The sequence below is a fragment of the Sphingobium sp. RSMS genome, assembly GCF_005406185.4.
In the GTDB taxonomy this organism is placed as follows: domain Bacteria; phylum Pseudomonadota; class Alphaproteobacteria; order Sphingomonadales; family Sphingomonadaceae; genus Sphingobium; species Sphingobium fuliginis.
Genome location: NZ_CM191257.1, coordinates 1,825,304 through 1,839,814 on the forward strand (window position 1 = coordinate 1,825,304; position 14,511 = coordinate 1,839,814).

The window sequence follows — 14,511 nt, forward strand, 5'->3', positions numbered from 1 at the left end:
CGCTCCGCACGGGGCGGATTGACGTTACGGCATCAGACGTGACCCTTGTTGTCGCTGAACGGATCGAGGATTTTCGCGGCGCCCGAAATCAGGTCGGACTCGCTCTTCAGCGCTTCTTCCGCGCGGCGGGTGGCGTCCTCGCGCTCCCGGCGCAGCTCGTTGATCAGCGCCTCGCGATCGCCGTCCAGGCGCGAATCGGTGGGGGCCTCGATGCCCGCCTTCTTCGCCGCCTTCGTCACCAGCGCGTCCAGTTCCCGCTGCGAGCAGAGGCCCAGCGTCACCGGGTCCTTGGGCACGATGTTGGAGATATTCCAGTGCGTGCGGTCGCGGATCGCGGCGATGGTGGTGCGCGTGGTGCCGATCAGCTTGCCGATGGCGCCGTCCGAAATTTCCGGATGGTTGCGCAGGATCCAGGCGATGCCGTCGGGCTTGTCCTGACGCTTGCTGACCGGCGTATAACGCGGTCCCTTGGTGCGGCGGACCGGCTCGGGGCCCTTCAGCATCTTCAGGCGATAGTCCGGATTGGCCTCGCCCTTGTGGATTTCCTCCATCGTGATTTCATGGGCGCGCACCGGATCGCGGCCGGTATATTTGGTGCCGGCGGTATCGTCGGCAATCGCCTGCACTTCCAGGATATGCAGCCCGCAAAACTCCGCAATCTGGTCGAAGCTCAGCGCGGTATTGTCGACCAGCCAACTGGCTGTCGCATGGGGCATGAGAGGCTGGGACACGGGAATTCTCCGGCATAGAAACGGCGCTTAAAAACGACAAGGGCCGCCCAAGCAGGGCGGCCACGCCCGACCCGAGATAGTGCATCCGGCCGCGCCGGGCAAGGAAAAGCGTCAGGCCGCGCTGCCGAGCGCCTGGGGATCGATATTGTGCAGGCCGGTGAGGAATTCCCGCGCGCTGCGTTCCCAACTGAAGCTCTTGCCATAGGCGGCGCATGCCTGACGGTCGCAGAGGAGCGCTGCGGCGATGGCATCCTCCAGCCGGTCCGACAAGGCGCCGCTTTCCGGGGTGACGATGTCGACCGGGCCGGTGACGGGATAGGCCGCCACCGGCGTGCCGCAGGCCAGCGCCTCTATCATGACCAGGCCGAAGGTGTCGGTGCGGCTGGGAAAGACGAAGACGTCGGCGCCGGCATAGGCGCCGGCCAGTTCCGCCCCGAACATGGGGCCCAGGAAATGCGCCTGCGGATAGGTTCTTTCCAGCATGGCGCGGGCGGGACCGTCCCCGACGACGACCTTCGTGCCCGGATGGCCGCTGGCCAGGAAGGCTTCCAGATTCTTCTCGACCGCGACACGGCCGACATAGAGCTGGATCGGACGCGGCAGATCGGCAAAGAGGATGGGCGGCGTCGCCATGGGCGTGAAGGCGGCCAGGTCCACTCCCCTGCCCCAGGCACGCACCTGCGCCAGCCCATGGGCGCGCAATTGCCGCCGCACGGACCGGGTCGACACCAGCACCGCCTCGGCCGGTCCATGGAACCAGCGGATATAGCGCCAGAACCACGCCGCCGGCAGCCCGGTGCGCTGCGCCACATAATCCGGAAAATGCGTATGATAGGCAGTGGTGAAGCGGATGCCGCTGCGCAGGCACCAGCGCCGTGCGGCCAGGCAAAGCGGCCCCTCCGTCGCCAGATGGATCGCGTCGGGACGGAAAGCCGCGATCATCTGCCCCACAACGCTCGAACGGGCGAAGGCCAGCCGGATTTCCGGATAGGTCGGACAGGGGATGGAGCCGAAGAGATCGGGCGAGACCAGCTTCACCTCATGCCCCATCTTCTCCAGTTCCGCCTGCATGGTCTGGAGCGTGCGGACGACGCCGTTCACCTGCGGGCTCCAGGCGTCGGTGACTATGGCGACACGCATCGTTCGCCCTCCCGTCAGGCCGCGATCCGGGAAGGTTCTTCGGCGGCGCGCCCGGCGATCTCGTCGGCCCAGTGCAGCACCTCCATGCGCCCGTCGAAATGCTCGACCAGCGCCGTGCATCCCTCCACCCAATCGCCGTCATTATAATATTCGACGCCCGCGATCTCGCGGATTTCCGCATTGTGGATATGCCCGCAAACGACCCCGTCGACGCCGCGGGAACCGGCCTCATGCGCCACCACCTCCTCGAAGCGGGAGATGAACTCGACGGCGTTCTTGACCTTGTGCTTCGCCATCTTGCTGAGCGACCAATAGGGCAGCCCCATGCGTTGCCGCACCGCGTTCACCACGACATTGACGCGCATCAGCATGGTATAGGCGGCGTCGCCCACAAAGGCCAGCCAGCGGTGCGCGAGCATGATCGTGTCGAACTCGTCGCCGTGCAGCACCAGCAGCTTGCGGCCGTCGGCGGTCTCATGGATCGCCTTGCGCCGGATCTCGACGCCGCCGAAGCTGAGGCCGGTGAACTGGCGGAACATCTCGTCATGATTGCCGGGGATGTAGACGACGCGGGTGCCGCGCTTGGCCCGCTTCATCACCCGCCAGACCACATCGTTATGCGCGGCGGGCCAATAGAAGCGCTTCTTCAGCCGCCAGCCGTCGATAATGTCGCCCACCAGATACATGGTGTCGCTGTCGACGCTGTCGAGGAAGTCGATCAGCATGCTCGCATTGCAGCCGCGCGTGCCGAGGTGAATGTCCGAAATCCAGATCGTGCGATAGCGGCGACGCTTCCCTTCCCGTTCGGGAATGGCGAACTTGTCGTCGGCGCCATCGTCCAACTCCGCCAGGAAAGGCAGGCGAGTGATGGCGTTCATGATGCGACCCCTGAGCTGTTTCCCTCAGGAGCGAATCCATAGCCGCCCTATGTTACAACTCCGCAGCGAATATGACGGAAATGCTACGGTCTTTGCCAGTGCAGGACATTCCTTCTCCCTCGAGGGAGAAGGATAGGAAGCCTTGGCGACGAAGGAGCCTAGGCTGATTTGGATGAGGGGGAAGCGGGCCTGCGGCCCGCGCGATCCCATGGATCGCAACCCCCTCACCCAGCTGCGACTAGGCAGCAAGCTGCCAAGTCTGCGCAGCCCTCTCCCTCAGGGAGAGGGATAAAGCGGGTGTTCGATTACCCCCCAATCAGACCCACCCCCTCGTCAAACCGTCAGCACGATCTTCCCGAAATGCTCCCCCGCATCCATGCGCGCATGCGCGGCGGCCGCCTCCGCGAGCGGAAAGCGCATGTCCATCGCCGGCCGCAGCCTGCCCTGCTCGATGAAAGCCCACACCACCCGCATCAACTCGTCCGCCACCAGACTCTTGAAGGCCACAGAGCGCGGGCGCAGCGTCGATCCGGTCAGCGTCAGCCGCTTGCCCATGATCGCGGGAATGAAGACCTCCGCCTTGGGCCCGCCCATGACCGCGATGGACACATGGCGCCCGTCCTCCGCCAGGCACTGGATGTTGCGCGGCAGATAATCCCCGCCGACCATGTCCAGCACCGCCTGCACGCCCCGCCCGCCGGTGATCCGCTTCACTTCCTCGACGAAATCCTGGCTGCGATAATTGATCGCATGATCGGCGCCCCAGGCCTTCGCCTGCTCGCATTTCTCATCGCTGCCACAGGTCACGATGACGCCGATGTCGAACAGCTTGCAGAGCGAGATCGCCATGGTGCCGATGCCGCTCGTGCCGCCATGGACCAGCACCACATCGCCCTCCACCACATAGGCGCGCTCGAACAGGTTGCTCCACACGGTGAACAGGGTTTCCGGCAGGGCCGCCGCCTCGACCAGATCATAATCGTCCGGCACCGGCAGGCACTGGCCGGCGGGCGCCACCGCATATTCGGCATAGCCCCCGCCGGGCAGAAGCGCGCAGACGCGCCGGCCGATCAACAGTTCCGCGCTACCGCCCGCGGCGACGATGATGCCGGAAACCTCCAGCCCCGGAATGTCCGGCGCACCGGGCGGCGGCGGATATTTCCCCTGCCGCTGCATCATGTCGGGCCGGTTGACGCCGGCCGCCGCCACCTTGATCAGCACCTCGTCCGGCCCCGGCACGGGAACCGGCCGCCGCTGCGGCACCAGGGCCTCAGGCCCACCGGGAACCGCTATGCCGATCACCGTCATTTCCGTCGGCAGGTCGTTCGGCTTCACGCCCTCTATCGCCATTGCGGCCCCTCGCGGCAGATGTTGCACCGCACCTAAATCGACGGGCGGAATGCAGGCCTTATTGACAGACTGGCCCGCAGGGTCAACATTGCGATTCATGGACATGGAAGACGATCTGCCCCGAAAGGCCGATGATCCTCTGGCCCAGCTGATCCGGCAGGATCTGGGTCCGCTGTCCGTTGCCGATCTCGAAGCGCGCATCGCGGCGCTGCAGGGCGAAATCGCCCGCACCCGATCCAGGATTGAAAACGCCGTTAACCACAAAGCAAGCGCCGAGGCGTTATTCAAGCGATGAACCCGCGCCCCGCCCCACGCGACTCCGACAAGGGTCTCACCGGGCATGGGCAGTCTGGCAATTCCGGCGGTCAGGATGCCCATCTTGATCCGCCGTCGAGCAATGCCGACATATGGTTCAAGACAGCCCCTCATTGGGGGTCAGGAGTATAAGAGACATGCCATCTTTCGCACCCGCCCTTGAAACCACCCTGCATAATGCGCTGACCCACGCATCGGAGCGTCGTCACGAATATGCGACGCTGGAGCATCTGCTGCTCGCGCTGATCGACGACGAACATGCGTCGAAGGTGATGCAGGCCTGCGGCGTGGAGCTTGGCGAATTGTCCGACGCGGTGACGCAATATCTGGATACCGAACTCGACAGCCTGAAGGTGGAGGGGGCAAGCGACCCCTCCCCCACCAGCGGCTTCCAGCGGGTGGTCCAGCGCGCGATCCTGCATGTCCAATCCTCCGGAAAGGATGAAGTGACGGGAGCCAATGTGCTCGTCGCGCTTTTCTCCGAGCGGGAAAGTTATGCCGTCTACTTCCTCCAGCAGCAGGATATGAGCCGCCTGGATGCCGTCAGCTACATCAGCCACGGCGTCGGCAAGGGCACGGCCGCCCCTGAACCGCGCGAAACCAAGGGCGCTCAGGAGGAGGAGAAGAAGGCGCAGGACAGCAAGGGCAAGAAGGACAGTGCCTTGGAGCAGTTCACCGTCAACCTCAACGAGAAGGCGGCGCGGGGCAAGGTTGACCCGCTGATCGGCCGCGCTTCCGAAGTCGACCGGACCATCCAGATCCTGTGCCGGCGGTCGAAGAACAACCCGCTCTATGTGGGCGACCCGGGCGTGGGCAAGACCGCCATCGCGGAAGGCTTGGCGCGCAAGATCGTGGAGGGCGAGGTTCCCGACGTCCTCAAGGAAGCGGTGATCTACTCGCTCGACATGGGCGCGCTGCTTGCCGGAACCCGCTATCGCGGCGATTTCGAGGAGCGGCTGAAGGCGGTCGTCACCGAGCTGGAGAAGATGCCGCACGCGGTCCTCTTCATCGACGAGATCCACACGGTGATCGGCGCGGGCGCGACCAGCGGCGGCGCGATGGATGCGTCCAACCTGCTGAAGCCTGCCCTGTCGGGCGGCACGATCCGCTGCATCGGCTCCACCACCTACAAGGAGTTCCGCAACCATTTCGAGAAGGACCGCGCCCTGCTGCGCCGGTTCCAGAAGATCGACGTCAACGAACCCACGGTCGAGGACACGATCAAGATTCTCGCCGGGCTGCGCAGCGCCTTTGAGGAGCATCACAACGTCAAATACACCCCCGACGCGATCAAGGCGGCGGTGGAGCTGTCGGCGCGCTACATCAACGACCGCAAGCTGCCGGACAAGGCGATCGACGTGATCGATGAGGTCGGCGCGATGCAGATGCTGGTCGTGCCGTCCAAGCGCAAGAAGACGATCACCCCCAGGGAGATCGAGCAGGTCATCGCAACCATGGCCCGCATCCCTCCCAAGACCGTCTCGGCGGACGACAAGTCGGTTCTCGAAACGCTCGACACCGACCTCAAGCGCGTCGTCTTCGGCCAGAACCGGGCGATCGAGGTGCTGTCCTCCGCGATCAAGCTGTCGCGGGCGGGCCTGCGCGATCCCGACAAGCCGATCGGCAACTATCTCTTCTCCGGCCCCACCGGCGTCGGCAAGACGGAGGTCGCCCGGCAACTCGCCCATCTGCTCGGCATTCCGCTCCAGCGGTTCGACATGTCCGAATATATGGAACGCCATTCGGTCAGCCGCCTGATCGGCGCTCCTCCGGGCTATGTCGGCTATGACCAGGGCGGCCTGCTGACCGATGCAGTGGACCAGAATCCGCATAGCGTGCTGCTGCTGGACGAGATCGAGAAGGCCCATCCGGACCTGTTCAACATCCTGCTCCAGGTGATGGACAATGGCCGCCTCACCGATCACCACGGCAAGACGGTGGATTTCCGCAACACCATCCTCATCATGACCACCAATGCCGGTGCGTCGGACATGGCGAAGGAAAGCATCGGCTTTGGCGAACTGACCCGCGAGGATGCGCAGGAGGACGCGGTGAAGAAGCTCTTCACCCCCGAATTCCGCAATCGCCTCGATGCCATCGTACCCTTCGGCTATCTGCCGCCGGAGATCGTGGCGCGGGTCATCGACAAGTTCGTGCTGCAACTGGAACTGCAACTGGCCGACCGCGACGTCCACATCACCCTGGACGACGAGGCGAAGGCCTGGCTCACCAAGCGCGGCTATGACAAGCTCTATGGCGCCCGCCCGATGGGCCGCCTGATGCAGGAGAAGATCAAGCAGCCGCTGGCCGAGGAACTGCTGTTCGGCAAGCTGGTGCATGGCGGCGAAGTCCATGTCCGGCTGAAGGACGACGCCCTCGCCTTCGAAATCACCCCCGCCGCCCCCAAGAAGGGGAAGAAGGGTGGCAAGTCGAAGCCTGCGGAACGGGCGAAATAAGACAGCGCCATCATCGGCAATCATGACAAGGGCTGCCCCTCGGGGTCGCCCTTGATCATTCGGGCGCGCCGAAGAAACCGGCCACGGATCAGCACGGCCGATCCTCCCTCCGGCATCAAGCCTCCCGAACCGCTGGACCGCCTGCCGAAGCGAGAACTTGCGGATTGCTCTCCATCGGGCACAAGGATGGCTCAAGCCAGATGCGGGAGAGTCGCGATGTCGAACGAAATCACCCTCTACACCAATCCGATGTCGCGCGGGCAGATCGCCCGCTGGATGCTGGAGGAAGTGGGAGAGCCCTACGACATGGTCGTGCTGGATTATGACGTCGGCATGAAGTCGGCCGATTACCTCGCGATCAACCCGATGGGCAAGGTTCCCGCCATCGTCCACGCAGGCAAGGTGGTGACCGAATGCGCCGCCATCTGCGCCTATCTGGCCGATGCCTTTCCCGCCGCCGGCCTGGCGCCCGCCACCGATGGTCGCGCCGACTATTATCGCTGGCTCTTCTTCGCCGCCGGCCCGGTGGAGGCCGCCATCACCAACAAGGCGCTCGGTTTTGCCGTTCCCGAAGGCCGCGAGCGTCTGGCCGGCTATGGCACGTTCGACCATGCGATCGATGCCCTGGAACGCGCCGTCTCCGGACCAGCCTGGATTTGCGGCGACCGGTTCACCGCCGCCGACGTCTATGTGGGAGCGCAGGTCGATTGGGGCCTCAGCTTCGGTTCGATCCCCAGCCGCCCCGTCTTCGAAGCCTATGCGGCGCGCCTGCGCGAGCGCCCGGCCTATAAGCGGCAAAAGGAACTGGACAACGCCCTGATCGCAAAGATGCAGAAGCCCGCCTGAAGCACCCCCAAAGCAAAAGGCCCGGCGAACCACTTCGCCGGGCCTTCCCTTATTTCAGCTAAAGCCGTCTTCAGTTGCGCTGATTGCCCATGAAGCGCAGCAGGAACAGGAACATGTTGATGAAGTCGAGATAGAGGTTCAGCGCCCCCATCACCACCGACTTGCCCATCATGTCCGTGCCGGCGACATAGGCATAGATGCTCTTGATCTTCTGCGTGTCATAAGCGGTCAGACCCGCAAACAGCAGCACGCCGACGAAGCTGATCACCAGATTCATGGCGCTCGACCGCAGGAACAGGTTGATGAGGCTGGCGACCAGCAGACCGACAACACCCATGATGAGGAAGGTGCCGAAACCCGAAAGGTCGCGCTTCGTCGTATAGCCCCAGAGGCTAAGCCCCGCAAAGGCAGCCGCCGTCGCGAAGAAGGTCTGGGCAACGGACGTGCCGGTATAGACGAGCAGGATGGACGAGAGCGACAGGCCCATCACCGCGGCATAGGCCCAGAACATCGCCTGCATCGCGAAGGTCGACAGACGGTTGATGCCAAAGCTCATCGTCATCACGAACAGCAGCGGCGCGAACATGATGACATATTTCAATATGCCGGGTCCGGCCAGGATCTGGTAAGCAAACCCGCTGGAGGCGAACAGCATGGCGACGACGCCCGTCAGCAGCACGCCGCTCGCCATATAATTGTAAACCGACAGCATATAGCTGCGCAGGCCAGCGTCATACGCCTCCCCGCGCGCAACGGTCGTGCCGCCAAAACCCGCAACGTCGGAACGCGGATCGGACCAATTGGCCATGAGATATTCTCCTTCACCGGCATCCATGCGGCCGGTTCCCTCATTATCGGCTTATCGCGCTTCCAATTCAAGCCGCGAGCGCAATCTGACTTATCGCCGCGAAACAGCTATAGGAAGGCGATGCACCGCCTGTTCGTCGCCATACGCCCGCCCGCCGACATCCGCGCCGGCCTCATCGCCCTGATGAACGGGATCAATGGAGCGCGCTGGCAGGACGACGACCAGTTGCACATCACCCTGCGCTTCATTGGAGAGGTCGACCGCCACCAGGCCAATGACATCGCCGACGCACTGGCGAATATCCGCTTTTCGCCCTTCCGGACCGCACTGTCCGGCGTGGGCTGCTTCGACCGCAAGGGCCATGTCAACGCGCTCTGGGCAGGCATGGAGCCACGCGCACCCCTCGCCCGGCTTCATCGGAAAGTGGACCGCGCCTGCATCGCCGCGGGCCTGTCACCGGACGATCGCAGCTATCTGCCGCACATCACCCTCGCCCGCTTCGGACGCACGGCCGGCCCGATGGACGCCTTCATCGCCCTTCATGCCGGCCTGGCAAGCGCCCCATTCACCGTCGATGAGTTCGCCCTCTATGAAAGCCATCTCAGCCAGAACGGCTCGACCTATCATTTGATCGAACGCTATAGGGCGGACAGGGACGAGCCCGAATAAGACGCGATTGCCGCAAGCGTTCCTGGCGAATTCAGGTCGACAGCGCGCCGCAGGCCACCCGTCCACCCGCATTGCCGGCAGGATCGGTCTTGTTGTCGTCCGCCTGCGCATGGATCACCAACGCCGCGCCGTCGCCGTCCAGCAGCGGCGTCGCGCCTCCGCTGATGGTCCCGCCGGGGATGACATATTCCATTTCGCCCGAACCGTCGGCGCCGGCGATCATGTTCGGCATATCGCCCATGTGCATGCCCGCAGGATTATCCTTGCCATGCTTGTGACCCGTGGGATTCCAGTGTCCGCCAGCGCTCGTGAAATCGGGCGGCGTACAGGTTCCGGTGCCGTGGATATGCACGGCATGCATGCCCGGCGTCAGCCCTTGCGCGCGCACCAGCACATGCAGGCCATCGGTCGCCTGCGTCACCGTCGCATCTCCGCGCGGCGATCCGTCCGCGGCCAGCAGCTTCGCATGGGCCACGGGCGCGGCGGCGTCGCTTGCAGGGGCCGTCCCCGACGACCCGGTCGCACAGGCCGATGCCAGGGCAGCCATCGGCAATGCCAGAAGAATTGCGGCAATTTTCATGATGAACCAACTCCGAGAAGAACGCTGCTAGGCGAACGCAACATGACGGTCTTTGTTGCCTAAGCGATCCGAAATGTCACCGCTTTTCATCCCGATCATGCTTTGGGCCGGAGGGCACAAGCCGCTCCTCCAAGGGCGCTCGAGCAAGACAGGGGTTCGCCAGGGGCCAATCCATTGCACGCAACTTCCGCATTGCCATTGGCAGCACCAGAGGCTGGCCGGGCCTGAACAGCATCTTCCCCGATTTGGTCCGAAGCCCGCTACAGGCGAGTTCGCAGCCCTCCCTGTACAAACCGCATGGAAAAAGGGGCCGGTCTTTCGACCAGCCCCTCAATCCCTTCCCATCCCGAAGGATGGAAAATCTTACTGACCCGAACCCGGACCGTAGGTGATTTCCACGCGACGGTTCTGCAGTTCGCGGACGCCGTCGGCGGTTTCGACGCGAGGGTTCGATTCACCGAACGCCTGGGTCGTGATCACGCCGTCAGGAATGCCCTTCGACGAGATATATGCCTTGACGGCATCGGCGCGACGCTGGGACAGGCCGACGTTGTACGAGGCCGAACCCGAACGGTCCGCATAACCCGCCAGCATGACCTGCGCGCTGCCGCAGTTGCTGTAGGCCGAAACCGCATTGTCCAGAATGGTGGCGGCGTCAGGCGTGATGTCCGACTTGTCCCATTCGAAGAAGACGATGTACGGCCCAGGGCTGCACTCAGCCACCGGCGGCGGAGGCGGCGGGGGCGGAGGCGGCGGGGGCGGCGGAGGCGGCGGGGGCGGCGGCGGAGCAGCCGGTTCACCACCGAAGTTGTAGGTCAGGCCCAGCAGCAGGCTGTGGGTGCGCAGCTTGGTGTCGACCGACGAGCCGGCGGGGCCACCGATGGTGGTGTAGGCCGGGATCAGCTTGATGTCGTCCTGGTTGAAGAAGCGATACTTCAGCGAGACGTCGACATTGTTGGTCAGCGGATAGCGAACGCCAGCCAGCGCCTGCCAGGCGAAGCCGGTGTCGGAATCGTTCACCAGATCGTTGGCCAGCTTGCCGCGCGAAACGCCGACACCGCCGCCGACGAAGCCCTGCAGGCCGTCATCGGGACCGAAGTCCAGCAAGCCGTTCAGCATGAACGACAGAGCCGAAGCCGAACCGCCGAAGCCGCTCTTGTCCAGATCCACCTTGGCGCGCTTGTAAGCGGCCTCGGCCTCCAGACGGAAACCGCCGAAGTCATAACCGATATTGGCGTCACCGTCGAAGCCCTTGTGGTAGTCCACGCCGGCAACCGTGTTGCTGGCAGCGCCGCCATTGCCGGGGGTGAAGGTGATGTCCTGATCTTCGACGAGAACAACGCCGGAATCGATACCGATATACCAGCTATTGTCACGCGCCAGGGCCGGGGTGGCCAGGGCGCTGGTCGCAAGCACAGCCGCGAGGGCAAGCTTCCGCATCTGAATTCCCCTTTCAAAAGTGTCACGAAGGACTGCTGAAACCCTGTATCGGGTAGAAAGTTTCATGGCAAGTCCACAATTGGCAAAACTGTTGCAAAAATAACGCAGTTAACCCTGTCGCCTTCCGTTGGCTCCTAATTCGAAAGGGCAATTCTGGTAAAAGGCGGACACAGCGAAAGTCACAGCAGGATCAGCTTGCGATCAGTCCATGTGTCCGCAGCGCGCCCAGAATTGCGGCAAGGGCCGAACGCGCCTCCACGTCGACTATGGCGCCGCCCGCCGGATTGGCGACGGCCGCCACGGCCGCGCCCACGACCCGCTGCCCACCGACATAGAAGCCATCTGCCCGCACGGCGGAATCCTCCCAGCGCGCGCCGTCATGCCGCATGACATGCCCCCGGTCCGCGACCCATAGCGAAAGGCCCGCACGGGGCGCGGCGAAACGCCATCCCCCTTCCGTCCAGCAGGCCAGGGCCCCATCCTGCCCTTCCCAGGCGCCACCTGCCCCGGCGGCCACGATCCAGCAGGCGCCAGCCGTCGGCGACGCGGGCGGCTCATCCCGGTCGGCGCTTTCCACCGCGCCATGCAGCAGCATGTCGATCCGCGCCAGCGCCTCGTTGTGAAACAGCTCCTTCTGCGCCTGCCCGGCGAAAAGCTGGGGCAAGGCCCAACGGAGCGTCGAGTCCATCACCATGATTCGATTGTCCTTTTCTTCAGAAAATGCCCATCAGCCGACCAGAACGATCCGCGCCGCACGCCCCAGCGCATAGGTGCCGATCTGACGGATCTCGACCGCCAGCCCGCCCGAATGGCCCATATCCTCCGCCACCGCGGCCGCGTCATAGGTCCAGGGCGATCGGTCGGTGACGATCCTGCGCAGTTCCGTCGACCCGGCCCACAGGCGCAGTTCATAGCTCTCCCGATCCTCGCCCAGGGGCACGTCGGCCCCGCCGGTCCAGCGCCACCCGCTCCTGCTGCGCCTGGTCCAGCCGACGATCCAGCCGCCATCCCCGTCCGCACGCGCCGTGACATGCACCGGGGAAGGCGGCGCCAGGGCCTCCCCCCTTATCGTCAACAGCGCATCGGCCGGCTCGCTGTCGCCGACCCCGATCGCGGAGACATGGAGGCTGCCGCCAATCTCCACCCCGCCATAAGCGGCAAGCTCGACCAGCCGGTCCTCCTCCAGCAACAGGAAGGCCTCGCCCTCGCCATGGGAATCCATCGCCCATTCGGTTCCGAACAATCCCCGCCGCAGCCCTTCCAGCCGGAAACTGGCGGCCCCGGTCTGCACCACATGGCTGAACTGGACCAGTTCCCGCCCGACAAGGCACAGATTGCGCCCCAGCCCCAGCGCCGCCTCGTCCGCCCCCGCCAATTCCATGTCCGCCGACAGCAGAGTGACATGGAGGGCATTGATCCGGTCGATCATCGTCACGCTCCCCGCGGCCAGTCCATTGTCCGTTCGCCCCATCACGGCGCGGCCGGCCGTCCGCCCGGCAGGCGAAGCCTCCCCCGTCGCACCGACCACGAAAAGCGCCGCGCCGCGCCACGCCTCGCCACCGCTCGCCGCCGCCACGATCAGGGGAGCGGCCGCCGCCCCTTCCCTGATCATGGGCAAATCGGCCAGCATCAGCGTGGTCGGGCCATGCGGCGTGTCGGCCTGCCGCACCATCGCGCCGGAGGACGCCCCCGGCGGCATCGCGGCGCCCGCCCCCGGCAAGCGCCTCAAGGCGAGGCGCACGGCCATCGCCTCCCATTCGCGCTCCTCTATCCGCCACCGGCCCGGCACGCCTTCCACCGCGACGACATCGCCCGGCGCATGGCGCAGCGCATCCCACCCGCAGCGCAGCGTCATGGTCGATCGCCCCGCCCAGGCCATCCCCAGCTTCCGCGCCGCCAGCGACCGCGCCTCCTCGCCCGACAGCACCATCGGCAGGTCCACCCCCTGCTCCAGCCGTCCCGGCCCCGGCCGTCCGATACGCTGCACACCCGCCTGATAGTCGCGCGCCGGATCATGATAACGGACCGACAAGGCCGCCGGCACGCTGTCCGCCGCGCCGCCCGCATGCTCGAACCCGTCCAGCGCCCGCCCATTGACCGACCGGCACAGCGCCCCCGCCGCGATCCCCGCCGTCCCTTCCCCCTCCGCGGCCCGCAGGCGCAACCCCGCTTCTTCCGCCACGAAGGCCAGGCCGAACGCCTCCACCAGCGGCGCCAGCGCATCGCCCACATCGGCGCCGCGCGCCGCCATGCCGGCGACCGCGCCCAGCCCATCGCCGGTCAACATCCCCCCGCTCAACGCCGCCGCCAGACCGGCAATCGCGACCGGCCCCTCGTCCGCCTCCACCTCGAAGGTCAGTGAAGGAATGCGGTTGCCATAATCCGCCAGCGCCAGATCCTCGAACACGGCATAGGCGATCCCCCGATGCGCCGGCGTCGCTCCCACGCCCTCCGCTGCCGCGATCAGCGGATCGACCGCCTGATCCTCGCCTCCGCCATGCAGCCTGAACGCCCCCAGCTCGGTCTTGAAGTCCCCCGCCGCCCCGCGCAGCAGGTTGCCGTCCGCCCAGATGCGCCGCACCGACCGCACGGCCCGCGCCGACAGCGCCACGGCAAAGCTCGCCGAATAGCTGTAGCTGGTGACGCTGGGCCGCCCCTTGCCTCCGCCGCTCCTGTGCCTCGTCTCCTTGAGGTCCGTCGCCCAGATCACGGTTCCCGCCACCCGCAGCGTACCGAACAGCCTCGGCACCTGCGACCCATAGGTCGACGTCTGGACCTGAACCTCGTTCAGCCGCCGCCCCTCCACGCCCTTGGGCCTGAACAGCACCGCATGGTCGAAGGCGTTGCCGATCAGCCCGCCGATGGCGCCCCCCAGCGGCCCGCCAATGGCCGTGCCAAGGGCGGTCAACACGATCGTCGCCATAGATTCTCCTATTCCGCCCGCCAGTAACCCAGCACCGGCCAGGGCGAAGGCCCCGGCATCTCCACGACGCGCCCCACGCCCGCATGGGCATGGACATGTCCGCCCGGCACGACGATCATCAGGTGCAGTTGCAACGGCCCCGGCCGCACCAGCGCCAGATCGCCCTCGCGCGCCGCATCGACCCGCCGCAGCCCCGCCGCGCGCAGCCAGTCCGCCGCCCGGCCCTCATCCCCGGACCGCAGCCCATATCCCTCCGGCGCCGCCCGCCCCAGCACCAGCGCCGCCAGCCCGACGCAATCCAACCCCCGCTCGGGCAGCCGCCCGTGCAGGCGGAACCGCACGCCCACCAAGGCGCGGGCCGCCGCCACGACCCCG

14 protein-coding genes are annotated in these 14,511 nt (G+C 65.6%); 4 read left to right on the forward strand and 10 right to left on the reverse strand.

Annotated features, from left to right (window positions below):
• Positions 1 to 32: 32 nt before the first annotated feature.
• From EGM87_RS08585 to EGM87_RS08600, 4 genes are all read right to left on the reverse strand, one after another.
• Positions 33 to 716, reverse strand: a complete 684-nt coding sequence (locus tag EGM87_RS08585) for a DUF1013 domain-containing protein (protein ID WP_025548854.1) — start codon at positions 714 to 716, stop codon at positions 33 to 35.
• A gap of 126 nt (positions 717 to 842) precedes the next feature.
• Entirely contained in the window at positions 843 to 1,871 is a 1,029-nt protein-coding gene (locus EGM87_RS08590; RefSeq protein ID WP_044662583.1) for a glycosyltransferase family 4 protein, read from the reverse strand.
• Positions 1,872 to 1,885: 14 nt separating this feature from the next.
• The gene (locus tag EGM87_RS08595; protein ID WP_025548852.1) at positions 1,886 to 2,749 is read right to left on the reverse strand and encodes a UDP-2,3-diacylglucosamine diphosphatase; all 864 of its coding nucleotides are present in this window, start codon (positions 2,747 to 2,749) and stop codon (positions 1,886 to 1,888) included.
• A 333-nt stretch (positions 2,750 to 3,082) separates the two neighbouring features.
• Complete coding sequence (locus tag EGM87_RS08600) at positions 3,083 to 4,099, reverse strand: NAD(P)H-quinone oxidoreductase (RefSeq protein ID WP_044663183.1); 1,017 nt, start codon at positions 4,097 to 4,099, stop codon at positions 3,083 to 3,085.
• A 97-nt stretch (positions 4,100 to 4,196) separates the two neighbouring features.
• On the opposite strand from EGM87_RS08600, the gene EGM87_RS08605 reads away from it, so the two are divergent.
• The 3 genes from EGM87_RS08605 to EGM87_RS08615 all read left to right on the forward strand — a co-directional run bounded on the left by EGM87_RS08605 (position 4,197) and on the right by EGM87_RS08615 (position 7,716).
• Positions 4,197 to 4,394, forward strand: a complete 198-nt coding sequence (locus EGM87_RS08605) for a DUF1192 domain-containing protein (protein ID WP_044662584.1) — start codon at positions 4,197 to 4,199, stop codon at positions 4,392 to 4,394.
• A gap of 157 nt (positions 4,395 to 4,551) precedes the next feature.
• Entirely contained in the window at positions 4,552 to 6,870 is a 2,319-nt protein-coding gene (clpA, locus tag EGM87_RS08610) for an ATP-dependent Clp protease ATP-binding subunit ClpA (protein WP_044662585.1), read from the forward strand.
• 216 nt (positions 6,871 to 7,086) lie between these two features.
• A complete protein-coding gene (locus tag EGM87_RS08615; protein ID WP_044662586.1) occupies positions 7,087 to 7,716 on the forward strand; it encodes a glutathione S-transferase family protein in 630 nt (209 codons plus the stop codon).
• 70 nt (positions 7,717 to 7,786) lie between these two features.
• On the opposite strand, the gene EGM87_RS08620 is transcribed toward EGM87_RS08615, so the two are convergent.
• On the reverse strand, positions 7,787 to 8,524 hold the full coding sequence (locus tag EGM87_RS08620) for a Bax inhibitor-1/YccA family protein (protein ID WP_025548846.1): 738 nt from the start codon (positions 8,522 to 8,524) through the stop codon (positions 7,787 to 7,789).
• A gap of 120 nt (positions 8,525 to 8,644) precedes the next feature.
• Between EGM87_RS08620 and thpR the strand changes: the two genes are divergently transcribed.
• Positions 8,645 to 9,193: an RNA 2',3'-cyclic phosphodiesterase gene (thpR, locus tag EGM87_RS08625; RefSeq protein WP_044662587.1), complete on the forward strand. Its 549-nt coding sequence runs from the start codon at positions 8,645 to 8,647 to the stop codon at positions 9,191 to 9,193.
• Between the two features lie 31 nt (positions 9,194 to 9,224).
• On the opposite strand, the gene EGM87_RS08630 is transcribed toward thpR, so the two are convergent.
• The 5 genes from EGM87_RS08630 to EGM87_RS08650 all read right to left on the reverse strand — a co-directional run bounded on the left by EGM87_RS08630 (position 9,225) and on the right by EGM87_RS08650 (position 14,504).
• The gene (locus EGM87_RS08630; RefSeq protein WP_044662588.1) at positions 9,225 to 9,773 is read right to left on the reverse strand and encodes a superoxide dismutase family protein; all 549 of its coding nucleotides are present in this window, start codon (positions 9,771 to 9,773) and stop codon (positions 9,225 to 9,227) included.
• Positions 9,774 to 10,136: 363 nt separating this feature from the next.
• Positions 10,137 to 11,213, reverse strand: a complete 1,077-nt coding sequence (locus EGM87_RS08635) for an OmpA family protein (RefSeq protein ID WP_044662589.1) — start codon at positions 11,211 to 11,213, stop codon at positions 10,137 to 10,139.
• A 190-nt stretch (positions 11,214 to 11,403) separates the two neighbouring features.
• Positions 11,404 to 11,907 carry a DUF2793 domain-containing protein gene (locus EGM87_RS08640; RefSeq protein ID WP_044662590.1) on the reverse strand — a complete coding sequence of 168 codons (504 nt, stop codon included), beginning with the start codon at positions 11,905 to 11,907 and terminating at the stop codon, positions 11,404 to 11,406.
• Positions 11,908 to 11,940: 33 nt separating this feature from the next.
• A complete protein-coding gene (locus EGM87_RS08645; RefSeq protein ID WP_137710349.1) occupies positions 11,941 to 14,136 on the reverse strand; it encodes a phage tail protein in 2,196 nt (731 codons plus the stop codon).
• Between the two features lie 8 nt (positions 14,137 to 14,144).
• The gene (locus tag EGM87_RS08650) at positions 14,145 to 14,504 is read right to left on the reverse strand and encodes a hypothetical protein (RefSeq protein WP_013039658.1); all 360 of its coding nucleotides are present in this window, start codon (positions 14,502 to 14,504) and stop codon (positions 14,145 to 14,147) included.
• Between the last annotated feature and the right edge of the window lie 7 nt (positions 14,505 to 14,511).

Excerpts from the sequence above, each read along its gene's own strand:
- thpR (WP_044662587.1), top strand. The coding sequence starts at position 8,645 with ATGCACCGCCTGTTCGTCGCCATACGCCCGCCCGCCGACATCCGCGCC.
- EGM87_RS08630 (WP_044662588.1), bottom strand. The coding sequence starts at position 9,773 with ATGAAAATTGCCGCAATTCTTCTGGCATTGCCGATGGCTGCCCTGGCA.
- clpA (WP_044662585.1), top strand. The coding sequence starts at position 4,552 with ATGCCATCTTTCGCACCCGCCCTTGAAACCACCCTGCATAATGCGCTG.
- EGM87_RS08590 (WP_044662583.1), bottom strand. The coding sequence starts at position 1,871 with ATGCGTGTCGCCATAGTCACCGACGCCTGGAGCCCGCAGGTGAACGGC.
- EGM87_RS08640 (WP_044662590.1), bottom strand. The coding sequence starts at position 11,907 with ATGGTGATGGACTCGACGCTCCGTTGGGCCTTGCCCCAGCTTTTCGCC.
- EGM87_RS08620 (WP_025548846.1), bottom strand. The coding sequence starts at position 8,524 with ATGGCCAATTGGTCCGATCCGCGTTCCGACGTTGCGGGTTTTGGCGGC.
- EGM87_RS08605 (WP_044662584.1), top strand. The coding sequence starts at position 4,197 with ATGGACATGGAAGACGATCTGCCCCGAAAGGCCGATGATCCTCTGGCC.
- EGM87_RS08645 (WP_137710349.1), bottom strand. The coding sequence starts at position 14,136 with ATGGCGACGATCGTGTTGACCGCCCTTGGCACGGCCATTGGCGGGCCG.
- EGM87_RS08615 (WP_044662586.1), top strand. The coding sequence starts at position 7,087 with ATGTCGAACGAAATCACCCTCTACACCAATCCGATGTCGCGCGGGCAG.
- EGM87_RS08600 (WP_044663183.1), bottom strand. The coding sequence starts at position 4,099 with ATGGCGATAGAGGGCGTGAAGCCGAACGACCTGCCGACGGAAATGACG.
- EGM87_RS08585 (WP_025548854.1), bottom strand. The coding sequence starts at position 716 with ATGCCCCATGCGACAGCCAGTTGGCTGGTCGACAATACCGCGCTGAGC.
- EGM87_RS08595 (WP_025548852.1), bottom strand. The coding sequence starts at position 2,749 with ATGAACGCCATCACTCGCCTGCCTTTCCTGGCGGAGTTGGACGATGGC.
- EGM87_RS08635 (WP_044662589.1), bottom strand. The coding sequence starts at position 11,213 with ATGCGGAAGCTTGCCCTCGCGGCTGTGCTTGCGACCAGCGCCCTGGCC.